This window comes from Exiguobacterium sp. FSL W8-0210, from assembly GCF_038006045.1.
Lineage (GTDB): Bacteria > Bacillota > Bacilli > Exiguobacteriales > Exiguobacteriaceae > Exiguobacterium_A.
This window is the reverse complement of sequence record NZ_JBBOUK010000001.1, coordinates 2,425,965-2,448,024: the sequence shown is the minus strand read 5'-3', so window position 1 is coordinate 2,448,024 and position 22,060 is coordinate 2,425,965. Positions and strand designations below refer to the sequence as shown.

Genomic DNA, 22,060 nt, shown 5'->3' with positions numbered 1-22,060 from the left:
CTGAAAAAGAAGCGAAAAAATACACACGGAACTGTTGTCTGGAGGGCGAAAAGATGGAACAGAATCAACCGCAACTTGTCATCATCACGGGTATGAGTGGGGCTGGGAAGACTGTCGCAATGAACAGTTTTGAGGACTTAGGCTATTTTTGTGTCGACAATCTACCCCCGACGTTACTGCCGCATCTCATCGAAGTCATCGGACAAGTGCGTCCTAAAATCGCCGTTGCCATCGATACCCGCGCGCGTGATTTCATCGACAGCTTTTTTGTCGTCTATGAGGATTTAAAGAAAACGGACTTACAAATCCGGATGCTGTACCTTGATGCACGAAACGATGTCCTTGTCCGCCGTTACAAGGAATCGCGTCGTTCGCATCCACTTGCACCGACGGATTCACCATTGATTGGAATCGAACGTGAACGGACGTTGCTCGAAGGATTCCGTGATAAGGCACAGATGCTGATTGATACGAGTGACATCAAGCCGCTTGCACTGAAAGAACGTCTCTTAAAGGAGTTCACGGAAGGCACACGGATTCCGTTCACGGTCAACGTCATGTCGTTCGGCTTTAAACATGGCTTACCGCTTGATGCGGATCTTGTCTTTGACCTGCGCTTCTTACCGAACCCGTTCTACATTCCAGAGTTGCGTCCAAAAACTGGACTTGACGAGGAAGTGGCATCGTACGTCATGCAATGGCCGGAAGCAAAGCTGTTCTATAAAAAACTCGTCGACCTGCTCGAATTCCTGATTCCGCAATACGAGCGGGAAGGGAAGTCGCAACTCGTCATCGCCCTCGGTTGTACAGGTGGGAAACATCGCTCGATCACGTTTGCAGAAGCGATCAGTAAAGAATTTGCGACGCAGTATCATATTGAGACGAATCACCGGGATTATGTGTATGCGAAGGGGGAGAAGTGATGAAATGGGAACGTAAAGTCGTCGCTATCGGTGGTGGAACAGGACTCTCGACGCTTCTTCGTGGACTGAAACATTACCCGCTTGACATCACAGCCATCGTCACCGTTGCTGATGACGGGGGCAGTTCTGGTCGTTTGCGGACGGAATTCAACATGTTGCCGCCTGGCGATATTCGCAATGTCATCGTCTCCTTATCGAAGTCAGAGACATTGATGGACCGGATCATGCAGTACCGGTTCGAGACCGGGGAAGGACTGCATGGTCATTCACTCGGAAATCTGATGTTGACGGCAGCAACCCAGCTTTGTAATGGTTCGTTCGTTGAAGCAATCGGTGTCATGGGGCAACTGTTGAACGCGGAAGGAAAAGTCTATCCGGCGACGGAACGGACGATCACGCTTTGTGCCGAGTTTGAGGACGGGACGATCGTCAAAGGCGAGTCGTTGATTCCGAAGGTCGGCAAGAAAATCGAACGGATCTTCCTTGACGAACAAGACGTCCGTCCGGTACCGGAAGCGATTCAGGCGATTCTTGACGCCGATGTCATCGTCCTTGGTCCGGGTAGCCTCTATACGAGTATCATCCCGAACGTCCTGATCGATGAGATCCGGGAAGCGATCCAACAATCACTGGCTCCGGTCGTCTATATTTGTAACGTCATGACGCAACCCGGCGAGACGACGGCGTTCACAGCGAATGAACATTTAGCGGCACTGGAACGCTTCCTCGGACAAGGCGTCGTTGATACGATCATCGTCAACAACGAATCGATCGATGCGAGTTACCTGAAGAAATACCAGAAGGATCACGCTGACATCGTCACCTATAATGAAAAACAATTCGAGCTCGCTGGCGTTGAAGTGCTAGCAGACGATATCGTCGATTACAATCATCACTTCATCCGTCATGACTCAGATGCCGTCGCAAGCCTCGTCATGCGAAAAGTGTTGTCGATTCGACGGATGCGTCAACTCGAAGGAAAGGAGGAGCTGACATGAGCTTTGCCTCAGAAGTCAAAAAAGAATTAACGCAGATTCCGATCACCGATCACGAGATGAAGGCGGAACTCGCGGCACTCGCTCGGATGAACGGTGCGATCTCGTTCGGTCTCGGACGTGGTCTGACACTCGATATCTCGACCGAGAATGCCTCGATTGCCCGTCGAATCTACTCATTGCTGAAAAAAGCATACGGAGTCCATCTCGATCTGCTCGTGCGGAAGAAAATGCGTCTGAAAAAGAATAACGTCTACATCGTCCGCGTTAAACAACAGGCGGATAAGATTTTGCAAGACCTCGGAATCCTCGGAGAGGGGTTCACGATGATTCGTTCAATCAGTGACACGATCCTCAACGATGAACGAAAAGCACGGGCGTATTTACGAGGGGCGTTCCTCGCCGGGGGTTCGCTCAACAATCCGGCGACGTCGTCGTATCACTTAGAAATCTTCAGCTTATATGAAGAACATAATGCAGCGCTCCGTGGTCTATCGAACGTCTTTGATTTGAACGCGAAAGCGATCGAACGGAAAAAGGGACACATCCTCTACATCAAGGAGAGCGAGAAGATCTCCGATTTCCTCAAGCTCGTTGATGCGACACAATCGATGCTGCGGTTCGAGGACGTCCGGATCTTAAAAGATATGCGTAACTCGGTCAACCGTCTCGTCAACTGTGAGACAGCGAACCTCAACAAGACGGTCGGTGCGGCATTACGCCAAGTCGAAAACATCAAGTTCCTCGAGCGGACGGTCGGGCTCGATGTCTTACCGGATAAGTTGAAGGAGATCGCGATCTTGCGCGTGACACATCAAGACGTCACGTTACAAGAGCTCGGCGAGATGGTCGAAAGCGGCTCCATCTCAAAATCAGGGATCAATCACCGGTTACGGAAGATTGATCAAATCGCTGAAAAAGTACGAAATGGAGAGTCGATGACAGGGGCCTTATAAGAGGGTCGCTTGCGGGATGAACCATAGTCTACTATAATATATAGTCGATGCAACTAAATGTTCGAATTAAGGAGTTTTTGAAATGGCTAACGAAAAGAAACGTATTTCGCTGACAGTCGATGCGAAGTTTGATGAAGTGTTAACAAAAAAAGCGAAATCAATCGGTGTACCGAAAAGCACACTCGTTGCGTTCGCAACATCTTTATTCCTGAAACAATTACAAGCAGAAGAAGAGCTTTCGCCACATGCGAACGCGATCTACTCGCTGATTCGTGAAAACCACGACATCGTTTCAGACATCACAGACTTGATCGACTGATCATCGACCTCTCGTTCTATAAGGAACGGGAGGTTTTTTTGTATGTAACGATAACCGACAGAGCTTTGCTTTTCTATGAATACAAAAAAAGTGCCTCCCGTAGGAGACACTCTGGATGACTTATGCACGTTCCATGACGCGGTCGATGAGACCGTAATCAGCAGCAGCTTGTGCTGACATGAAGTTGTCACGCTCTGTATCGCGTTCGATGACTTCAAGTGGTTGTCCTGTGTTTTCAGCCATGATTTTGTTGAGGTGCTCACGCATTTTGATGATACGCTCCGCATGGATTTTGATATCCGATGCTTGACCTTGTGTACCACCGAGTGGTTGGTGGATCATGATTTCAGCGTTTGGTAACGCGAAACGTTTTCCTTTTGCGCCTGCTTGGAGCAAGAACGCACCCATCGATGCTGCCATACCGATACAAATCGTTGAGACTTGTGGCTTGATGAAGTTCATTGTATCGTAAATCGCCATACCGGCAGTGATCGAACCACCTGGGCTGTTGATGTAAAGCGAGATTTCTTTATCTGGATCTTCTGCTGCTAAGAACAGAAGTTGGGCAACGACTGAGTTGGCGACGTTGTCGTCAATCGCGCTCCCGAGAAGAATGATGCGGTCTTTTAGCAAACGTGAGTAGATATCGTAAGCACGTTCCCCGCGGTTTGTTTGTTCGATGACTGTTGGAATTAACATAGTCTTTGCCTCCTTATAGTTGGTATGTAGCTTCCTATTCGACTTATCCTTATCATAATCCTTTGGTCAATATTGGTCAAAAGATACGATGCGACTTTTAGGTATTTTTCCATTACAAGGGCAAATGAAACATATCAATATAGAAAAAAGGCAACGCCATTGTTGGCATTGCCTTGTGGTTGAATAAATGGTACACCCGGAGAGATTCGAACTCCCGACACCTGGTACCGGAAACCAGTGCTCTATCCCCTGAGCTACGGGTGCATCTGATGTACTGAACAATTAATAGTATAGCGACATTTTTTCAGAAAAGCAATAGGGAAGGATGACTTTTCTTTTCCTGAGCGGTTGGAGAAAGGTTCAGAGCATGTTTTTTAAAACGTTTCTTCTATAATAAGAAGTGGAGGAGGGGGAATCGATGGATCAACGCCAGGAACAGACGCAACAGATGACGTTATCGGCGTCACAACAGTATCAATTACATGTGCTTGAGCAACCAGCAGCTGAGCTTGAGGAGGAGTGGCGACGGTTGAAACGACGATTGTATCGTCATTACCCGAATCAGGTTTCGCTAGAGGTCGAGCAGATGGCAGGACATTTGGCATCCTATGAAGACGAGCTTCTTGCGCAAATACGTTTAGAATCAGTCAGACAGGAAATAGGATATATGGCGGAACAACTCATCGTGTATTTAGAAGCGGACGGTTTATTGCGGACATCGGACGAGCAGCTCGCTGCATCCTTCTCGACCGATATCGCAACGATTACAGAAGCACGGACACTCTTACAACAATGTGAACCAGTCGGCATTGCTGCCCGCTCGGAACGCGAGTGCCAATGGTTACAGGCGATCGAGCTAGACGACACGGAATTGATCGGACTGACGGATCGGTTGCGGCATGCTCCGGCGAGTCAGGTATTCGCTCAGTACAGTGAACAGGATCGAGCGCGATTGCGAAAACGATTGACGCGGCTGAGCCGGACACCGGATCTTCCTAAAGAGGAACAATCGGTCATGGCAGAAGCGCGGATTCACCTGTTAGATGGAAAACTTCAGATCGACTGGATGACACTCGACACGGATCAGACGTGGCTCGGATTAAAAGAGGCAACGCCTTTTTTGCGCGCGTACGAACGACGTCGTGTTACGATGCATGCCATCCTCTCGGTCTTGCTTGAGCGACAAGAACGCTGGTTTAAGGGAGAACTGCATCTTGAGCCATTGACGAAAAAACAAGTCGCAGAAGCAACGGGACATCATCCGTCAACGATTGGTCGAGCGATTGCTGAGAAGTATGTCGAGACGGTCCATGGTCTCGTTGCTTTAGAAGACTTGTTCGTCTCACGGACGACAACCGGAGATTCGAGTTTTTTGATTAAACGGCGGATCGCCGAATACATTCAACACAGCGATCGTCCGTTAAGTGATCAGCAATTGACGGATCGTCTGCAAGCAGACGGTCTGACAGTCGCGCGACGGACGGTCGCGAAGTACCGGGCAGCACTTGGTTTAACGAAAAAAACGATGCAGCAAAGGAAGGCGCAATCAGAATGGGATTAAAACGACACAGACACTTAACACTCTATTCACGTCCGGGATGTACGCTATGTGAAGAGGCCGCCATCTTACTCGACTTCGTACTCGATGAGTTTCCGGAATGGACGTTCGAGGAAGTCAACATTGATCAGGATGAAGCGCTCAGTCTACGGTTCTTATACGAGATTCCGGTCGTCATGCATGACGAGGAAATCTGGAGTTATGGCAAATTCGAGACGGAAACGATAAGAAACCGCTTACTTCAAAAAACTTGAGAAACGAGACTTGCAAGGCGAGAAATGGACTGTTATGATAACGGTGTACCAAGTGGGACACGTTATGACATGCGGGACAGAAAGCGTCCAGCTACTTGAGAGGAGAGGGAAATACATGATTCGGCAGTTAGTCCAGATCCAAAAACGAATCGTGCCTGATCTGATCGAAGAAATGCAGACACGCTACGACATCCTTCATTACGTACGACTGATGCAACCGATCGGACGACGTACGCTTGCGACAAGCCTTGGCTTGACGGAACGCGTCTTACGGCGGGAAGTCGACTTCTTGAAGCAGCAAGACCTCCTAGAGGTCGCGACGCAAGGGATGTCCTTGACGGATGAAGGACGAAACGTTCTTCGCAGCATGCACAGCATCATGGGAGAACTCGCAGGGATCTCAGACATGGCGAAAGCCTTGAAAGAGAGACTCGGAGTACGGGACGTCGTCATCGTACCGGGTGATTCCGATGAGACCTTCTGGGTACAACGAGACATGGGGCGGGCGACCGTCGCACGACTCAAACGAGAGCTTTCTTCAGACCATCACAATACGATCGCTGTCACAGGCGGTACGACGATGGCTTCCGTCGCGGCGATGATGTCGCCAGACAAGGAACACCGTCCGATGACGTTCGTTCCGGCACGCGGAGGACTGGGAGAAACGCTCGAATTACAAGCGAACACAGTATGCTCACGGATGGCATCACGCGCTCAAAGTGATTATCATCTGCTTCACATCCCGGACATGGTCAGCACAGAGACGTTCGTCAAGATGATTGAAGAGCCGAGCATAAAAAATGTGCTTCAAATGATTAAAGGTGCTTCAATCGTGGTACATGGAATTGGTGAGGCGAAAACGATGGCAAAACGTCGTCGCGCGTCTGAGGATCTCCTGACCCGACTGGAACATGAACAGGCAGTAGCGGAAGCATTCGGATATTACTTCGACCGAGACGGGAACATCGTGCACCGGGTCAAGACGGTTGGTCTCCAACTGGCTGACTTGAAGCAAGTCGAACACGTCATCGTCGTCGCAGGTGGTCATTCGAAGGCAGAAGCGATCAACGCCTATGTCAAACAGTCGCCAGACATCATCCTGATCACGGATGAAGGCGCAGCAGCTTCGATTTTGAAAGGGTAACCCCCTTTTGAATAATAGATAACTCGCTTTACATTAAAAGGAGGAAAATTATCATGGCAGTAAAAGTTGGTATTAACGGATTTGGACGTATCGGACGTTTGGCACTTCGTCAAATTCTTCAATTCGATGGAATCGAAGTAGTCGCGATCAACGACCTTACAGACACTAAAATGCTTGCACACCTTCTCAAATATGATACGACTCAAGGTCGTTTCGACGGCGAAGTTGAAGTACACGACGGTTACTTCCTCGTCAACGGTAAAGAAATCAAAACACTTGCTAACCGCAACCCAGAAGAACTCCCATGGGGCGAGCTCGGTGTTGACATCGTTCTCGAATGTACTGGTTTCTTCACAGACAAAGAAAAAGCTGAGCTTCACTTGAAAGCTGGCGCTAAAAAAGTCGTTATCTCTGCACCTGCAACTGGCGACATGAAAACAGTCGTCTTCAACACGAACCACGAAATCCTTGACGGAACTGAAACAGTTATCTCTGGTGCTTCTTGTACTACAAACTGTCTCGCGCCAATGGCTAAAGTTCTCCAAGATCAGTTCGGAATCGTTGAAGGTCTCATGACTACGATCCACGCTTACACTGGTGACCAAAACACACTCGACGCTCCACACCCTAAAGGTGACTTCCGTCGTGCACGTGCGGCAGCAGCAAACATCGTTCCAAACTCAACTGGTGCTGCAAAAGCAATCGGTCTCGTTCTTCCAGAACTTCAAGGTAAACTTGATGGATCTGCACAACGTGTACCAGTCGCTACAGGTTCACTCACTGAGCTCGTAACTGTACTCGACAAAAAAGTTTCTGTAGAAGAAGTTAACGCAGCAATGAAAGCAGCTGCTAACGAGTCTTACGGTTACACTGAAGACGAAATCGTTTCTTCTGACATCGTTGGTATCTCTTACGGATCACTCTTCGATGCAACACAAACTAAAGTCATGACAGTCGGCGACAAACAACTCGTTAAAACAGTTGCTTGGTATGACAACGAAATGTCTTACACTAGCCAACTCGTTCGTACACTCAAACACTTCGCAGAAATCGCTAAGTAATTCGAGCAATTAAATAGCAATTGAATAAGAGCGGAAACGATATCAGTCTCCGCTCTTATTGCGGAAAAAAGCGGGAGGGGCATTCGCCCCTCACTATACGTAAGAGACGGAGGACGAATGTATGAATAAGAAATCGATTCGCGACATCGATGTACAAGGAAAACGCGTATTTACACGCGTGGATTTCAACGTACCGTTGGAAGACGGTAAAATCACGGATGACACACGGATCCGTGCTGCACTCCCAACGATCAAACACTTGATCGACGGCGGAGCAAAAGTCATTCTCGCTAGCCACATGGGTCGTCCAAAAGGCGAAAAGAACCCTGAGTTCTCACTTGCACCAGTCGTAGCACGCCTCAGCGAATTGCTTGGTAAAGACATCAAGCTCGTTGAAGAAGCATACGGTCCAGTTGCAGAAGAAGCAGTCAGCAAACTCGAAAACGGCGATGTCGTCGTCTTAGAGAACGTCCGCTTCTACCCTGGTGAAACGAAAAACGACGAAGAGCTCGCTAAAGGATTCGCGAAACTCGCTGACGTCTTCGTCAACGACGCGTTCGGCGCAGCACACCGTGCACACGCATCGACAGAAGGTATCGCACACCATGTCGACACTGCAGTTGCCGGTCTTCTCATCGAAAAAGAACTTCAAGTTCTCGGTAAAGCTCTTTCTAACCCAGATCGCCCGTTCACGGCAATCATCGGTGGTTCGAAAGTAGCGGATAAAATCGGTGTCATCGATCACTTACTCGACATCGTCGATACGTTGATCATCGGTGGCGGCTTATCGTACACGTTCCTCACAGCTCGTGGTATCGAAGTCGGTACTTCACTTCTTGAGGTCGATAAAATCGACCAAGCGAAGGAATTCATGAAAAAAGCAGAAGAAAAAGGCGTTAAGTTCCTCATGCCAATCGACTGTGTCATCACGAAGGAATTCGGAGAAGAAACATATGTCGGACCACGTGACATCACAGAGATCCCAGCAGATCACATGTCACTTGATATCGGTCCAAAAACGGTTGAACTCTATGCAGAGGCAATCAAGAACTCGAAACTCGTCGTCTGGAACGGACCGATGGGCGTATTCGAACTCGATAAATACGCAAACGGTACAAAAGGTGTCGCGCAAGCTCTTGCGGACAGCGATGCGTACTCAATCATCGGCGGTGGCGACTCAGCTGCTGCGGCAGAGAAATTCGGTCTTGCTGACAAAATGAGCCATATTTCTACAGGTGGTGGAGCAAGTCTCGAATTCATGGAAGGGAAAGCTCTTCCTGGTGTCGAAGCGCTAAACGACAAGTAATCTAAGTTCACAAGGGAGTGTTTCTCAATGCGTAAACCAATTATCGCAGGTAACTGGAAGATGAATCTGACGCTCAAGGATGCAGTCGCATTCGTTGAGGAAGTCAAAGGAGCTGTACCTGCTTCGACGACAGTCGACGCAGCCGTCTGTGCGCCAGCAGTATTCTTGGCACACTTGACAGAAGCAGCAGCTGGTACGGATCTTAAGATCGGTGCTCAAAACATGTACGACAAAGAGAGCGGTGCGTTCACTGGTGAAATCAGCCCGCTCATGCTCAAAGAACTCGACGTGACATACGTCATCCTCGGTCACTCTGAGCGTCGTGAGTACTTCGGCGAAACAGATGCGTTCATCAACAGCAAAGCGAAAAAAGCGTTCGAGCACGGTCTCGTTCCAATCGTTTGTGTAGGTGAAACACTGGAAGAGCGTGAAGGCGGCAAGTTCGAAGACGTCATCCGTGAACAGACAGCAAACAGCCTTAAAGGTCTTACTGTCGACCAAGTGAAAAATCTCGTCGTCGCATACGAGCCTGTCTGGGCAATCGGAACAGGTAAATCAGCGACAGAACAAGATGCACAAGATTCTTGTAAATTCGTCCGTGACGTCGTTGCAGCTGAATTCGGTGCTGAAGCAGCAGAAGCTGTCCGCATCCAATACGGTGGTAGCGTCAAACCGGAAAACATCAAAGAATATATGGCTCAACCAGACATCGACGGCGCGCTCGTCGGCGGTGCAAGTCTTGAGACAGGATCGTTCCTCAAACTGTTGGAGGCGATTTAAATGAAAAAACGTCCAGTCGCACTGATCATCCTTGATGGTTTTGGTATGCGTGACGAGGAGTTCGGAAATGCCGTTACGGCGGCGAACAAACCGAACTTCGATCGTTACTGGGGTCAATACCCGCATACGTTGTTGAATGCGAAAGGCGAATACGTCGGTTTGCCTGAAGGTCAAATGGGGAACTCAGAAGTGGGTCACCTCAACATCGGTGCAGGTCGCGTCGTCTATCAATCGCTATCCCGAATCAACAACGCGGTCAAGGATCGCTCGTTCTTCTCGCGTCAAGCGATGAACGATGCGGCAGGTCACGTGAAGAAATACGGTTCAGCGCTTCATATCTTCGGTTTGGTCTCTGACGGTGGAATCCACAGTCACATCAACCACTTATATGCGGTGCTCGAATTCGCGAAACTTCACGAAATCGAAAAAGTCTACCTCCATGCTTTCACGGACGGTCGTGACTGCGACCCACAATCGGGCGCTGGTTTCCTCCGTGACGCGCAAGCGAAGATGGATGAATTGAATGTTGGACAATTCGCGAGTATCTCTGGTCGCTACTATGCGATGGATCGCGATAACCGTTGGGAACGCGTCAAGAAAGTCTATGACGCCATCACGTTCGGTGAAGGTCCAACGACGAAGGATCCAATCGGCATGGTTGAAGCTTCGTACAAACAAGACGTAACGGATGAGTTCATCGAACCAACTGTTGTCGTGCAGGAAGACGGTACGCCAGTCGCACCGATCCACGATAACGATGCGATCGTGTTCTTCAACTATCGTCCTGACCGTGCGATTCAGCTTTCGAAAGTCTACAAAGAAAAAGGTGGCTTCGACGGATTCGAACTTCCAGACAACGCACCGAAGAACCTGCTGCTCGTCTCGATGACGAAGTACTCGGATGCGATCGATACGGACATCGTCTTCCCGCCTGAAGACATCAAGAACACGCTTGGTGAGACATTGTCAAAACAAGGTCTCAAACAGCTACGCATCGCGGAAACGGAAAAGTATCCGCACGTCACGTTCTTCTTCAACGGACAACGTGAAGAACCATACGAAGGGGAAGATCGGATCTTGATCCCTTCACCAAAAGTCGCGACATACGACTTGAAACCGGAGATGAGCGTCTATGAAGTCACAGATGCGCTCGTCGACGCAATCAACTCGGACAAACACGACGCGATCATCCTCAACTTCGCTAACCCGGATATGGTCGGTCACTCGGGTATGCTCGAGCCGACGAAAAAGGCGATCGAAGCTGTCGATGAGTGTCTTGGGAAAGTCGTTGACTTGATTCTCAGCAAAGGCGGCGCGGCAGTCATCACGGCTGACCACGGGAACGCGGATAAAGTCCTCAATGCGGACGGCAGTAAGATGACGGCGCATACGACAGAACCCGTTCCATGTATCGTGACGGTCGAGGACGTTGAACTCCTTGAACCACTCACAGGTGCACTTGCTGACCTCGCACCAACGGTCCTTGATCTTCTCGGAGCGGACCAACCAGCAGAGATGACTGGTAAATCGATCGTATTGAAGAAATAATCCCGTCGATCGAAGTAGCTACAGCACATATTTCTTACACACAAAAGGAGCGAATTTAAATGTCAATGATTACAGAGATTTACGCACGCGAGATTCTTGATTCACGCGGTAACCCAACAGTAGAAGTAGAAGTTTATACAGAAGATGGCGGTTTCGGTCGCGCACTCGTACCATCAGGTGCATCAACTGGTGAGCACGAAGCAGTCGAACTCCGTGATGGCGACAAAGCACGTTACCTCGGAAAAGGTGTTTTGAAAGCTGTTGACAACGTCAACGAAAAAATCGCACCAGAAATCATCGGTTACGATGTCTTCGACCAAGCTGGAATCGACAAAAAGATGATCGATCTCGACGGTACGAAAAACAAAGGTAACTTCGGCGCTAACGCAATCCTTGGTGTTTCTATGGCTGCTGCACGTGCTGCTGCTGATGAGCTTGGTCTTCCACTTTACACATACCTCGGTGGATTCAACGCGAAAACATTACCAACGCCAATGATGAACATCATCAACGGTGGATCACACGCAGACAACAACGTGGACTTCCAAGAGTTCATGATCATGCCTGTCGGTGCTCCAACATTCAAAGAAGCACTTCGTATGGGTGCTGAAATCTTCCACGCGTTGAAATCAGTTCTTAGCGGAATGGGTCTTAACACAGCAGTTGGTGACGAGGGTGGATTCGCTCCAAACTTGAAATCAAACGAAGAAGCAATCACAGTTATCCTTGAAGCAATCGAAAAAGCTGGCTACAAAGCAGGCGAAGATGTTTACCTTGCAATGGACGTCGCTTCTTCTGAGTTCTACGATAAAGCAGCTGGAAAATACAACCTCGCTGGCGAAGGCAAAGTTCTCTCAACAGAAGAGCTTGTTGAATTCTACGCACAACTCGTCGACAAATACCCAATCATCTCAATCGAAGATGGCTGTGACGAAAACGACTGGGATGGTCACAAACTTCTTACAGATCGTATCGGACACAAAGTTCAACTCGTTGGGGATGACTTGTTCGTAACGAACACTGAGAAATTGGCTGAAGGTATCGAAAAAGGCATCGCTAACTCGATCCTCATCAAAGTTAACCAAATCGGTACGTTGACTGAAACATTCGACGCAATCGAAATGGCTAAAAAAGCTGGTTACACAGCTGTCGTTTCTCACCGTTCTGGTGAAACTGAAGATTCAACGATCGCTGACATCGCTGTTGCGACAAACGCTGGTCAAATCAAAACGGGTTCACTTTCACGTACAGACCGTATCGCGAAATACAACCAACTTCTCCGCATCGAAGACATGCTTTCAGACGTTGCTGTCTACGACGGAATCAAATCATTCTACAACCTCAAGAAGTAATTTCAGGTTGATGGTTTAAACTAAGCATAAGGAAAACCTCCTATTCGTGTGATACGTACACACGGATAGGAGGTTTTTTTGTGTATCAAGCGATGTCAAACATGAAAAGCACTTTTGTCATTAAAACTATACTGAACTGTCAAAAAATTGATTCATCCTAGTAGATGACTAAAATGTTATACTCATAAATAAGTGCAAATTAAATAGTTATAGGCATTAATTACATCTTGCTCGATGAAGATGACAAATACGTCTAAAGGAGATACGATCATGCTAAATTCAGATTTAGATATCCGTTTAGAACCACGCATTCAAGAGTTATATCGACTACACAAGGAGCGTTCAGCCAACATCGACTGGAGCTACCACGAATTCATTCCGTGGGATAAGGCGATGTCGTTCAAACGCGTTCCTTGGGATGAAAGCCAAGTCACGCTTCCGGAAGGTGTCATCGTTGCAATCGAGACGGCCTTACTGACAGAGGTCAACTTACCGTGGTATACGTCGCACTTAGACTATACGTTCAAGAACTCGATGGAAGTCATCAATGACTTCGTCCGGACATGGACAGCAGAAGAAGATCAGCACTCGAACTTACTCGAGACGTATTTACTCGTCACGCGAAACGTCAATCCAACGCGACTTCATCAATTAAGAAGACGCGTCGTTGAAAACGGCTGGTTCCCGGACTTCACGAACCCGTTAGCGACAATGGCATATACGTCACTGCAAGAGTTAGCGACACTCGTCTTCTATAACAACGTCGCGAAAATCGCAGGGGCACACGATAAAGACTTAGCAACGCTACTCCGTCGTCTAGCGAAGGACGAAGCACTGCATTACGCGTTCTATCGTGACACGGTCAAAGCACACCTAGAGCTCGATCCGAACTTCATCGTCTTCTTCGAAGACGTCATCATCAACTTCTCGATGCCAGGTGCTGTCATGCCGGACTTCACGGAACGGATGAAGACGATTGCTGTTGATACGAACTATGGACCACTCCAATACTTCGACCAAGTATTAGACGTCGTCGTCAAATTCTGGGGCATCGCTGATTTAGAACCGACAAGCGAAGAAGCGAAACAATCTCAAGCGAACATCATGAAGTATCATGGACGTTTGAAGCGTATCAAGGAACGTCAAGAGCGCCAACTCGAAAAAGCGAAGATTGACGCGTAAGGGGGAATGAAGATGAAGTGTGAAATCTGTGGAACTGAAACGAACAACCAAGTCAGTTACTTGGAACTCGACACGTGGGAATTCAACTCATTGAACAAAGAAGTAAAAGATTTTTATCCGATCTGTTTTGATTGCTTCGATAAGCATACGAACCAGTTCATCGATCAAGAGATGGATCTCGAATTACGTAAAAAACGTTCGCAAATGGTCAACAAAGAAGTAGAAGCTGAAATCGAAGCGATTCTTGAGGTTGAGAATTAAGTCGTCTTTACCATACGCGAAGGGAAGTAAAACCGGTAGTGCTTTGGCGCTATCGGTTTTTTATTATCACTAAAAAAGCAGTTATCTCTTGCTTCACATGTTTTGTGAAAGAAGAAATAGCTGCTTTTAACATGAAGTCAGTCTTCGATGAATGTAACGAGATAATGATGGGCAGAATGAAGCGGTGCATGGGTCATGAAAAAGTCCGGGAGATCGACATCGATTCCCAATTCGCGCAGTGTATCCGGATCCAAACATTCCTGAATCAAACGTTTGATGTCTTGTAACAGTTCATCGTGCAAGTTCGCTTCCTTCGGAAAGGCACGTTTCGCGTCATCGCGCAACAATAGCACAATAGGTGGTAGACCTCGTAAGAGATCGACCTGAAGGGGCTGCTGATGACGTTCGAAATAATCATTCAGACAACTGACGACCTTCATCGAGTGTTCTTCTTTCATCCGATCCCAACTCTCTGTATGTGACTGTAACTCTCTAGCTATTCCCTAATTGAAGCGAGGATATGCAGGGAAACTGGAAATCAAGCATTACGAGGACGCTGTTCGGGGTAGAACTAGAGGGAAGGGGGAATCGACATGCTATTTCGGTTTTTGTTTTTAGGGCTTGATACGTCGATTGGTGACATCCCGTTGCGCCTCATCTATTTTACGGAACTCATACTATTCATCGGTTTGTATCAAATCACGAGCCGGTTTTCACGTCAGAGTCTGATTTTTGGAACGGCACTCGGAATTGGCGGACTGATTGCCATCTTACCTGGTGCGCTCTATATCATCCGTTATAATCCGGAGGATGCCGTCATCGATGTCACGTTCCTATTGATTTATTTGTTTGAGCCGCTGGCAATCTTTGCGTTCGTTGTTGCTTTGATTCGACGTTTGTTCTTGGAGCGAAAAAGAGGCGAGAAAGCGAAAAGATGAAGAGCTTTCCCGCAGGAGTCTCCGTCTTTTCTGAAAATCAATCGTCTAGTGCTATCTAATCTGACAATCAATACACTGTAAGATGGCGTGACGCTGTCTTGCGGTGTATTTGCGTATGCATCCAATTACTTTCTTTCAATAGTGTAAGGAAGAGTAACTGGAAGAATTGTATTTTGCAATAGGTTTGTGCAGTGAATTGCAGAAAAAAGTACAGAACTTTGCCAGGCATTCAATTTCTTGATAATGCGTGAGTGACACGATAACTGTCACCCGTGAAGGTTAAAATGTGCGCATGATGGATCACGCGATCGACGAGTGCTGACGTCAATCTTGGATCTGCGAAAACACGATTCCATTGACTGAATTCTAGATTTGAAGTGATGATGATGCTTTTCTTTTCGTACCAGTCTGTTATGAGATGGAAAAGGAGCTCTGCTGACTCTTTGGATAATGGAAGATAGCCCATTTCATCTAAGACGATCAGGTCCGCAGAATCGAGACGTGCGTGGAAGCTACTCAGCTTTCCATCACGCCATGCTTTGGTGAGTTGCTCTACGAGCTCCGAAACACGAAAAAACCGCACCTCCTTTCCTTTACGACAGGCTTCCCGTCCTAAACCAATCGCAAGATGTGTCTTCCCAGTGCCAGGGGCACCTGTGAGCACCACGTTTTGTTGATGATCGATGAAAGAGAGCGACATTAATTCTTCTTTCTTGAGATGACGGGGAAAGTAAATGTTGTCATGCCAACGATAGTCTTCGAGCGATTTGTTATTGATGAACTTTGCTTTTTTTATAAGTCGCTCTGCCTTCGCTTCTTCACGAAGCCTCATCTCCATTTCAAAAAGTGTCAGGAGAAACGTCTCGGACGATTCCATCGGAATCGTTTCGTAAATTTCAGCGACGTAAGCGAGCCGAAGGGATTTGCACATCTCTTTTAGATTCACGACTGCACCTCACTCTGCCACGGTCGATTCAAACTGTCATACTTGCTCCAGTCGACATCGTAGGGGTGCTCTTCGATGTCAGAATAGGCATCGCTTTGGCTCAGTAGCTCATACAATCGTTCATCGATTTCAGTGATTGAATGCAGGACTAATCTAGACCGTAGCCATCCCAGTCTTTCTCTACGTATCATCAGATTTTGGATGTTCAGATACTCTCGAATTCGTCCAGGGAGGTACTCCGCGTGACGTGAATGACCATAACTACGTGGCTTTTTGTACCATTCGTTGAGAATGCTTTCCCAAGGTAACGCCCGTTTCGTCATCATATAAGGTCGTTTTTCTTCGTACAGGATTTCTCCATGACGAGAAATGATTTTCATATCGTCCCATTTTAGGATTGCTCTCACTTGTCCATGTCGGGAACCCGATGGAACGAGAATCTTTGTTTGATCGATGGTCACTTCTCCATATTTGTTCACCTTCAAGAGTTCCTCTCTAAACACTGGAAAATCTTCTTCCGGCAGTCGAAGGAGGTGCTTCTGCTCTTCCACAACGAGATCTTTGATCCGTACTTTCTTTTCGTAATGGATACGTTCCATGTCATCCCTGAGGGATGATGCGAGGCGCCGATTCAACGACTCGAAGTCATTCATGATAGGAGAAGGAACTAGGAAGTTGTAACGGACATAGCCGACCTTGTTTTCGACGCTTCCTTTCTCATTCCCACTGTACGGATTACAGCTTTGAACCTGGAAACCATAGTGCGCCACGAATTGCTGAAAGGCATCCGTATAAACGGCTTCTTCTTTTGTTGTCCGTACTTTAGCGACAGCTGCCGGGAGATTGTCGATTCGTAATTGTTGCGGCACGCCTCCGATTTCTTCGAACAGTCTCTTCAATCCGGTCAGGAAACATTCCTGGTTCTCTGCTGGTAATGCAACCGCAGCTGTTCGATTGCTATATGGCATGGATAGGATCAAGCAATGCACATCGACCGCATGACTATCCTTCACGACTTCCATGACACCAAAATCTACTTGTGCTTCTCCGGGAGGGTGGGCCAATCGTTCGAATCGACTATCGTTTTCTACATCGCGACCTAGTCGCCATTCTTTTATAAATTGACAGACGGTCCGGTAGGACCCTTCAAATCCATATGTACATAAGGTCTCATATAGTTTTTTATTGGTTCGCCGTTGTTTCTTTTTCATCATCGCATCTTCCTGTAGCCAGTCCTCAATCATCTCGCCCCAACGGGTGCCATACATCATGCCTCGCTTGGAAGAAGAACTTTCTTTTGGTAGAAAAGACTCATCGGCATATTTTTTAGCAGTTCGCCAGTTCAGGTTAAGATCTTTCGCGATTTTATTGATGGAATAGGATTTATGGTTCCTTAAAAATTTGATACAATTGATTTCGGACATTGTTAGCATTCCTTTCATCTCCTTAACGTTCTTGTTTCGCAACTTAAACGTTAGGATGAAGTTGTGGGTGCTGGCAAGTCCTTTTCTTTTTTCGCAAAAGGAGTGCAGAACTGTGTACGTTTCCGTCGCACAAGTCTGCACTCCTATTCTGCATTACACAAGAATATTCTATAATGAAGGAGAAGCTAAATTAGATAGTAGTCGGTTTCGTAAGATCCTGGTGATTATAGGGGTGAGTTTCATGCATAAAGTGTTGTTTGGTTTGTCCATTTTGAACAGTGTCTACATTATGAATAACTTATTTACGTACTCCGATAGTTTTCTCAATGCGCCACTCGGCGTAACGACAGTCATTGCCTTGACATTAATGTTTCTGAATGACAGTGTCAAAAAAGATAAACCGTCATTGTACACGAAAGCGACGGATGGGCTAGGATTCATTAATATTTTGATTGGTCTTTCACTGATTGTTTTTATTTAAGACATGATTCAGAGTGTTCAAGTGCATGATCATATGGAGTGATCGTAAGTCTGACGCCGCGTCAGGCTTCTTTTTTATGGTCCAATCCAAGAACTCGAAAAAAAATAAAATATATTTTATATAAAAAAGATTGATGTGTAACCGGTTACACAATATGATGATTCTTGTAAGCGTTATCAAAAGAAAGAGGTGGCGAAACATGTCGACCATCCGGGAAGTAGCGAAAGCGGCCCATGTCTCTGTCGCGACGGTCTCACGCGTCATGAACGAAAAGGGTTATGTCAGTGAGAAATCGCGTAAGGCGGTGCTTCAGGCAATCAAACAATTGGATTATCGACCGAACCGGGTCGCGCGATCGTTGTTCCAAAAACGGTCCGGACTGATCGGATTGATCGTTCCAGACATCACGAACCCGTTTTTCCCACAACTCGCACGAGCTGTGGAAGATATGGCACATCAACATGGTTTTCAAGTCATTTTGTGTAACACAGACGAACAGTTTCAGAAAGAACGCGAATATATCAAGTCACTCGAGGCGATGCATGTCGACGGATTGATCATCACAACGAACTACTCAAACAATCCGAACTATGAAGAACTCGAAGTGCCGGTCGTAGCGTTAGACCGCGTGTTACAAGGAGCGATTCCGACGGTGACCTCAAACGGATACGAAGGTGGGAAAAAGGCAGCTTCGTTCTTACTTGCTTCTGGTGCGACGGAGCTCGCAGTCATCAGCGGTCCTTCGAAACTCCCGACGATCAAGAAACGCCGGGACGGCTTTGAGGAAGTCACCGGAACCCATCTCGTCGCAAGCATCGAGTCACCGTTCCACTTTCAAGGAGCGCTCGATGCCGCGAACTATCTCTTTGATCACTATCACTGCAACGGAATCTTTGCTGCGAGCGATGTCATTGCCGCAGCAACGGTGCAAGTCGCTGCGGAACGCGGGATCACGATTCCGGACGAGCTACAAGTGATCGGCTATGACGGCATCGAACTCGGACAAATGATTTCACCACCGTTGACGACGATTGCGCAGCCGATCTATCAAATGGGAGAACTGGCGGCGAAACTTTTGATTCAGCGGATTGAAGGCACACCGATTGCCGCCGTTCATCATGAGTTGACAGTTGAGATCATCGAACGGGAAACGACGAAACGGAAGGATGAGGAAGCATGAAACAAATCAGTGTCATCGGCAGTATCTCGATGGATCTCGTCGTCGAAAGCAAACGCCGTCCAGGCGCAGGCGAAACGGTCATCGGGGATGCCTTTCATACCATACCGGGCGGAAAAGGGGCGAACCAAGCGGTGGCAATCGCGCGTCTCGGCAGTACCGTCGAAATGATCGGTTGTGTCGGCAGTGATGCAAACGGAGACGCGATCCGCGAAAACTTTAAAACACAAGGGGTGCAGACGACACATTTGCAAACGATTGAAGGTGAACGGACGGGAACGGCACATATCACGCTCGCTGAAGGCGATAACTCGATCGTCGTCGTTCAGTCTGCTAATCAACATGTGCAATTTACGAGTGATGCACTTACACCAATTCTCTCGGAGAGTAAAATCATCTTACTCCAGCTCGAGATTCCAATCGAAACGGTCGAGACCGTTGCTCGCGAAGCATATGCAGCCGGCATTCCAGTCGTCTTGAATCCAGCACCGGCGATGTCACTCAGTCGGGAATTGATTGAACACGTCACATACTTAACGCCAAACGAACATGAATGTGGCTTGATCTTCGGACAAGACCAACCAATCGAACATTGGCTCATGGAATACCCGAATAAATTGATCGTGACGGAAGGTAGTCGCGGGGCACGCTTCTACGACGGTGAGTCGATCGTGACGATTCCAGCGATCGAGACGACGGTCGTTGATACGACAGGAGCAGGGGATACGTTCAACGGTGCCTTAGCCGTTGCGTTAACGGAAGGACAACCGCTCGTTGAAGCGATTCGTTTCGCGAACCGGGCAGCTGGCTTATCCATCCGTGCGCTTGGCGCACAAGGCGGCATGCCGACACGGGAACAGATGGAGGGAGACGCATGAAGAAGCATGGTATCTTAAACAGTCATATCAGCAAAGTCCTGACTGATCTTGGTCATACCGATACGATCGTCATCGCTGATTGTGGCTTACCGATTCCAGACGGGGTCGCACGAATCGATTTAGCACTGGAACTCGGCACACCATCATTTCTCGACGTCGTCCGTGTCGTCGCCAGTGACATGGCGATTGAACAGCTGACACTGGCAACAGAGATCAAGGAAGCGAATCCGGACGTCCTCGAGCAACTAGAAGCCATGCAGATCGAAACGACGTTCGTCTCGCATGAAGAGTTCAAGAAACAGACACAGCAGGCGAAGGTCATCATCCGGACCGGAGAAGCGACACCGTACGCAAATGTCATCTTCCATTCCGGCGTAATCTTTTAAGGGGGTCATGCGATGCGTATCGAGATGACAGGTATCAAAAAAGCATTCGGTCCTGTTCCCGTCCTGAAAGGTGTTGATTTCGAACTCGCTGCGGGTGAGATCCACGCCTTGATGGGAGAGAACGGTGCCGGGAAATCGACGCTGATGAAGATTTTGACCGGTGTCCATAAAGCGGACGCAGGTACGATCCGCGTCGATGGACAGGACGTCGAATATAAGAATCCGAAGCTTGCCGAGGAAGCGGGAATTGCCTTCATCCACCAGGAACTGAACATCCTCCCGGATTTGACGGTGACGGAGAACTTGTTCCTCGGACGGGAGTTGAAGTCACGCTTCGGGATTCTCAAGCAAGGCGAGATGAAGCGGCAGGCAGAACGTGAACTCGCCGAATTGAACGTCTTCATGGACGTTGATCAACTTGCCCGGACGTTATCGGTCGGTCAGCAACAGATGATTGAGATCGCAAAAGCTTTGATGACGGACGCGAAGGTCATCATCATGGATGAACCTACAGCGGCACTGACGGAGCGGGAAATTCGTGCCTTGTTCAGCGTCGCGACGGCACTGCGCAACCAAGGTGTCTCGATTGTCTATATCTCGCACCGGATGGAGGAAATCTTTGAGCTCTGCGACCGGATCACGGTCTTACGGGACGGGATCTCCGTCTCGACGCATGCGATTCCCGAGACATCGTTCGAACAGATCGTCCGGGAGATGGTCGGTCGTGAGATGGGTGAACGGTATCCGGATCGTGATGTTTCGATTGGTGCGACCGTCCTTGAGGTCAAACAGGCGAGCGGGAAACGGTTCGACGATGTTTCGTTCTCCGTCAAGGCGGGCGAAATCATCGGCTTCTCTGGTTTGATGGGTGCCGGGCGGACAGAAGTCATGCGCGGATTGTTCGGTGTCGATCGCCTGAAAGATGGGACGATCGAACTGAACGGACAGTCGCTGAAGATTAAGACACCTTACGACGCAATTCGCCAGGGCATCGGCTTTTTGACCGAGGACCGCAAAGGCGAAGGCTTGTTCCTCGACTTTTCACTGCGCGAGAACATCTCACTGCCGACGATTCGTTCGTTATCAAAATCCGGTGTCATCAAGGATCAGGCAGAACGCGATTTCGCGGAAGGATACTTGAAGTCACTCTCGGTCCGCCACAGCTCGATGGACCAGCCGGCGAAGTCACTGTCCGGTGGGAACCAACAGAAGGTCGTCCTCGCGAAATGGCTCGGGACACAACCGAAAGTCTTGATCCTCGACGAACCGACACGTGGTGTCGACGTCGGGGCGAAGAAAGAGATTTACCTCATCATGAACGAACTCGCTGCGGCGGGTGTCGCGATCATCATGGTCAGCTCGGATCTCCCGGAGATTCTCGGAATGAGCGACCGGGTCTACATCATGCGCGAAGGCAAGATGAGCGGCATGTTGACACGACAGGAAGCGACGCAAGAAAGCATCATGACACTTGCGACAGGAGGACAATGAT

23 protein-coding genes, 1 tRNA gene and 1 pseudogene are annotated in these 22,060 nt (G+C 48.3%); 20 read left to right on the top strand and 5 right to left on the bottom strand.

What is annotated here, in order from left to right:
- The first annotated feature begins 53 nt into the window (after nucleotides 1-53).
- The 4 genes from rapZ (at nucleotide 54) to MKY22_RS12790 (ending at nucleotide 3,193) form a co-directional block, all read left to right on the top strand.
- Complete coding sequence (gene rapZ, locus MKY22_RS12805) at nucleotides 54-923, top strand: RNase adapter RapZ (RefSeq protein ID WP_035409987.1); 870 nt, start codon at nucleotides 54-56, stop codon at nucleotides 921-923.
- Entirely contained in the window at nucleotides 923-1,921 is a 999-nt protein-coding gene (locus MKY22_RS12800) for a gluconeogenesis factor YvcK family protein (RefSeq protein WP_341088996.1), read from the top strand. Before rapZ ends, MKY22_RS12800 begins: the two co-directional genes overlap by 1 nt.
- Complete coding sequence (whiA, locus tag MKY22_RS12795; RefSeq protein WP_023469222.1) at nucleotides 1,918-2,874, top strand: DNA-binding protein WhiA; 957 nt, start codon at nucleotides 1,918-1,920, stop codon at nucleotides 2,872-2,874. Before MKY22_RS12800 ends, whiA begins: the two co-directional genes overlap by 4 nt.
- A gap of 82 nt (nucleotides 2,875-2,956) precedes the next feature.
- Nucleotides 2,957-3,193, top strand: a complete 237-nt coding sequence (locus MKY22_RS12790; RefSeq protein WP_023469221.1) for a hypothetical protein — start codon at nucleotides 2,957-2,959, stop codon at nucleotides 3,191-3,193.
- Nucleotides 3,194-3,313: 120 nt separating this feature from the next.
- Here the strand turns inward: MKY22_RS12790 and clpP are convergent.
- Together clpP and MKY22_RS12780 are read right to left on the bottom strand one after the other, a co-directional pair.
- Nucleotides 3,314-3,898: pseudogene (gene clpP / locus MKY22_RS12785) on the bottom strand (ATP-dependent Clp endopeptidase proteolytic subunit ClpP); the annotation flags it as partial.
- A 182-nt stretch (nucleotides 3,899-4,080) separates the two neighbouring features.
- Nucleotides 4,081-4,156 (bottom strand) — tRNA-Arg (locus MKY22_RS12780).
- A 154-nt stretch (nucleotides 4,157-4,310) separates the two neighbouring features.
- Between MKY22_RS12780 and MKY22_RS12775 the strand changes: the two genes are divergently transcribed.
- The 10 genes from MKY22_RS12775 to MKY22_RS12730 all read left to right on the top strand — a co-directional run bounded on the left by MKY22_RS12775 (nucleotide 4,311) and on the right by MKY22_RS12730 (nucleotide 14,338).
- The gene (locus tag MKY22_RS12775) at nucleotides 4,311-5,453 is read left to right on the top strand and encodes an RNA polymerase factor sigma-54 (RefSeq protein WP_341088995.1); all 1,143 of its coding nucleotides are present in this window, start codon (nucleotides 4,311-4,313) and stop codon (nucleotides 5,451-5,453) included.
- Nucleotides 5,444-5,704, top strand: coding sequence for a glutaredoxin family protein (locus MKY22_RS12770; protein WP_023469219.1), 261 nt, complete (start codon nucleotides 5,444-5,446; stop codon nucleotides 5,702-5,704). The genes MKY22_RS12775 and MKY22_RS12770 overlap by 10 nt, the downstream gene beginning before the upstream one ends.
- 115 nt (nucleotides 5,705-5,819) lie before the next feature.
- Nucleotides 5,820-6,848, top strand: a complete 1,029-nt coding sequence (locus MKY22_RS12765) for a sugar-binding transcriptional regulator (protein WP_023469218.1) — start codon at nucleotides 5,820-5,822, stop codon at nucleotides 6,846-6,848.
- A 53-nt stretch (nucleotides 6,849-6,901) separates the two neighbouring features.
- On the top strand, nucleotides 6,902-7,909 hold the full coding sequence (gap, locus tag MKY22_RS12760) for a type I glyceraldehyde-3-phosphate dehydrogenase (RefSeq protein WP_023469217.1): 1,008 nt from the start codon (nucleotides 6,902-6,904) through the stop codon (nucleotides 7,907-7,909).
- A gap of 121 nt (nucleotides 7,910-8,030) precedes the next feature.
- Complete coding sequence (locus MKY22_RS12755) at nucleotides 8,031-9,215, top strand: phosphoglycerate kinase (protein ID WP_035396304.1); 1,185 nt, start codon at nucleotides 8,031-8,033, stop codon at nucleotides 9,213-9,215.
- A gap of 27 nt (nucleotides 9,216-9,242) precedes the next feature.
- Entirely contained in the window at nucleotides 9,243-9,995 is a 753-nt protein-coding gene (tpiA, locus tag MKY22_RS12750) for a triose-phosphate isomerase (RefSeq protein ID WP_023469215.1), read from the top strand.
- Nucleotides 9,996-11,543, top strand: a complete 1,548-nt coding sequence (gene gpmI / locus MKY22_RS12745; RefSeq protein WP_075642809.1) for a 2,3-bisphosphoglycerate-independent phosphoglycerate mutase — start codon at nucleotides 9,996-9,998, stop codon at nucleotides 11,541-11,543. It begins immediately after the preceding gene.
- 59 nt (nucleotides 11,544-11,602) lie between these two features.
- On the top strand, nucleotides 11,603-12,895 hold the full coding sequence (eno, locus tag MKY22_RS12740; RefSeq protein WP_087681330.1) for a phosphopyruvate hydratase: 1,293 nt from the start codon (nucleotides 11,603-11,605) through the stop codon (nucleotides 12,893-12,895).
- 270 nt (nucleotides 12,896-13,165) lie between these two features.
- Nucleotides 13,166-14,077, top strand: a complete 912-nt coding sequence (locus MKY22_RS12735) for an acyl-ACP desaturase (protein WP_195864535.1) — start codon at nucleotides 13,166-13,168, stop codon at nucleotides 14,075-14,077.
- A gap of 12 nt (nucleotides 14,078-14,089) precedes the next feature.
- Nucleotides 14,090-14,338 (top strand): hypothetical protein, encoded by a 249-nt coding sequence (locus MKY22_RS12730; protein WP_294743788.1) that lies wholly within the window; start codon nucleotides 14,090-14,092, stop codon nucleotides 14,336-14,338.
- A 137-nt stretch (nucleotides 14,339-14,475) separates the two neighbouring features.
- Here MKY22_RS12730 and MKY22_RS12725 read toward each other — a convergent pair whose 3' ends face one another.
- On the bottom strand, nucleotides 14,476-14,796 hold the full coding sequence (locus MKY22_RS12725) for a hypothetical protein (protein WP_341088994.1): 321 nt from the start codon (nucleotides 14,794-14,796) through the stop codon (nucleotides 14,476-14,478).
- A 135-nt stretch (nucleotides 14,797-14,931) separates the two neighbouring features.
- Here MKY22_RS12725 and MKY22_RS12720 point away from each other — a divergent pair, with 135 nt between their 5' ends.
- Nucleotides 14,932-15,276, top strand: coding sequence for a hypothetical protein (locus tag MKY22_RS12720; RefSeq protein WP_341088993.1), 345 nt, complete (start codon nucleotides 14,932-14,934; stop codon nucleotides 15,274-15,276).
- A 229-nt stretch (nucleotides 15,277-15,505) separates the two neighbouring features.
- On the opposite strand, the gene istB is transcribed toward MKY22_RS12720, so the two are convergent.
- Nucleotides 15,506-16,207 carry an IS21-like element helper ATPase IstB gene (gene istB, locus MKY22_RS12715; protein ID WP_341088992.1) on the bottom strand — a complete coding sequence of 234 codons (702 nt, stop codon included), beginning with the start codon at nucleotides 16,205-16,207 and terminating at the stop codon, nucleotides 15,506-15,508.
- Nucleotides 16,208-16,218: 11 nt separating this feature from the next.
- Nucleotides 16,219-17,655: an IS21 family transposase gene (gene istA / locus MKY22_RS12710; RefSeq protein WP_341088991.1), complete on the bottom strand. Its 1,437-nt coding sequence runs from the start codon at nucleotides 17,653-17,655 to the stop codon at nucleotides 16,219-16,221.
- 232 nt (nucleotides 17,656-17,887) lie between these two features.
- Between istA and MKY22_RS12705 the strand changes: the two genes are divergently transcribed.
- From MKY22_RS12705 to MKY22_RS12685, 5 genes are all read left to right on the top strand, one after another.
- Nucleotides 17,888-18,127 (top strand): hypothetical protein, encoded by a 240-nt coding sequence (locus MKY22_RS12705; protein WP_341088990.1) that lies wholly within the window; start codon nucleotides 17,888-17,890, stop codon nucleotides 18,125-18,127.
- A gap of 199 nt (nucleotides 18,128-18,326) precedes the next feature.
- Nucleotides 18,327-19,307, top strand: a complete 981-nt coding sequence (locus MKY22_RS12700) for a LacI family DNA-binding transcriptional regulator (protein ID WP_312067340.1) — start codon at nucleotides 18,327-18,329, stop codon at nucleotides 19,305-19,307.
- Nucleotides 19,304-20,182, top strand: a complete 879-nt coding sequence (rbsK, locus tag MKY22_RS12695) for a ribokinase (protein ID WP_341088989.1) — start codon at nucleotides 19,304-19,306, stop codon at nucleotides 20,180-20,182. Before MKY22_RS12700 ends, rbsK begins: the two co-directional genes overlap by 4 nt.
- Nucleotides 20,179-20,568 carry a D-ribose pyranase gene (gene rbsD / locus MKY22_RS12690; protein ID WP_215147243.1) on the top strand — a complete coding sequence of 130 codons (390 nt, stop codon included), beginning with the start codon at nucleotides 20,179-20,181 and terminating at the stop codon, nucleotides 20,566-20,568. Before rbsK ends, rbsD begins: the two co-directional genes overlap by 4 nt.
- Before the next feature lie 12 nt (nucleotides 20,569-20,580).
- Nucleotides 20,581-22,059 (top strand): sugar ABC transporter ATP-binding protein, encoded by a 1,479-nt coding sequence (locus MKY22_RS12685; RefSeq protein ID WP_341088988.1) that lies wholly within the window; start codon nucleotides 20,581-20,583, stop codon nucleotides 22,057-22,059.
- Nucleotide 22,060: the final 1 nt, after the last annotated feature.

Bases quoted from the DNA above. Each gene is read 5' to 3' on its own strand.
- MKY22_RS12725 (WP_341088994.1), bottom strand. From the start codon at position 14,796: ATGAAAGAAGAACACTCGATGAAGGTCGTCAGTTGTCTGAATGATTAT.
- MKY22_RS12685 (WP_341088988.1), top strand. From the start codon at position 20,581: ATGCGTATCGAGATGACAGGTATCAAAAAAGCATTCGGTCCTGTTCCC.
- MKY22_RS12765 (WP_023469218.1), top strand. From the start codon at position 5,820: ATGATTCGGCAGTTAGTCCAGATCCAAAAACGAATCGTGCCTGATCTG.
- gpmI (WP_075642809.1), top strand. From the start codon at position 9,996: ATGAAAAAACGTCCAGTCGCACTGATCATCCTTGATGGTTTTGGTATG.
- MKY22_RS12730 (WP_294743788.1), top strand. From the start codon at position 14,090: ATGAAGTGTGAAATCTGTGGAACTGAAACGAACAACCAAGTCAGTTAC.
- MKY22_RS12770 (WP_023469219.1), top strand. From the start codon at position 5,444: ATGGGATTAAAACGACACAGACACTTAACACTCTATTCACGTCCGGGA.
- whiA (WP_023469222.1), top strand. From the start codon at position 1,918: ATGAGCTTTGCCTCAGAAGTCAAAAAAGAATTAACGCAGATTCCGATC.
- MKY22_RS12775 (WP_341088995.1), top strand. From the start codon at position 4,311: ATGGATCAACGCCAGGAACAGACGCAACAGATGACGTTATCGGCGTCA.
- MKY22_RS12755 (WP_035396304.1), top strand. From the start codon at position 8,031: ATGAATAAGAAATCGATTCGCGACATCGATGTACAAGGAAAACGCGTA.
- rbsD (WP_215147243.1), top strand. From the start codon at position 20,179: ATGAAGAAGCATGGTATCTTAAACAGTCATATCAGCAAAGTCCTGACT.
- rbsK (WP_341088989.1), top strand. From the start codon at position 19,304: ATGAAACAAATCAGTGTCATCGGCAGTATCTCGATGGATCTCGTCGTC.
- eno (WP_087681330.1), top strand. From the start codon at position 11,603: ATGTCAATGATTACAGAGATTTACGCACGCGAGATTCTTGATTCACGC.
- MKY22_RS12800 (WP_341088996.1), top strand. From the start codon at position 923: ATGAAATGGGAACGTAAAGTCGTCGCTATCGGTGGTGGAACAGGACTC.
- tpiA (WP_023469215.1), top strand. From the start codon at position 9,243: ATGCGTAAACCAATTATCGCAGGTAACTGGAAGATGAATCTGACGCTC.
- MKY22_RS12700 (WP_312067340.1), top strand. From the start codon at position 18,327: ATGTCGACCATCCGGGAAGTAGCGAAAGCGGCCCATGTCTCTGTCGCG.
- istA (WP_341088991.1), bottom strand. From the start codon at position 17,655: ATGCTAACAATGTCCGAAATCAATTGTATCAAATTTTTAAGGAACCAT.
- MKY22_RS12790 (WP_023469221.1), top strand. From the start codon at position 2,957: ATGGCTAACGAAAAGAAACGTATTTCGCTGACAGTCGATGCGAAGTTT.
- rapZ (WP_035409987.1), top strand. From the start codon at position 54: ATGGAACAGAATCAACCGCAACTTGTCATCATCACGGGTATGAGTGGG.
- istB (WP_341088992.1), bottom strand. From the start codon at position 16,207: ATGTGCAAATCCCTTCGGCTCGCTTACGTCGCTGAAATTTACGAAACG.
- MKY22_RS12720 (WP_341088993.1), top strand. From the start codon at position 14,932: ATGCTATTTCGGTTTTTGTTTTTAGGGCTTGATACGTCGATTGGTGAC.
- MKY22_RS12735 (WP_195864535.1), top strand. From the start codon at position 13,166: ATGCTAAATTCAGATTTAGATATCCGTTTAGAACCACGCATTCAAGAG.
- gap (WP_023469217.1), top strand. From the start codon at position 6,902: ATGGCAGTAAAAGTTGGTATTAACGGATTTGGACGTATCGGACGTTTG.
- MKY22_RS12705 (WP_341088990.1), top strand. From the start codon at position 17,888: ATGCATAAAGTGTTGTTTGGTTTGTCCATTTTGAACAGTGTCTACATT.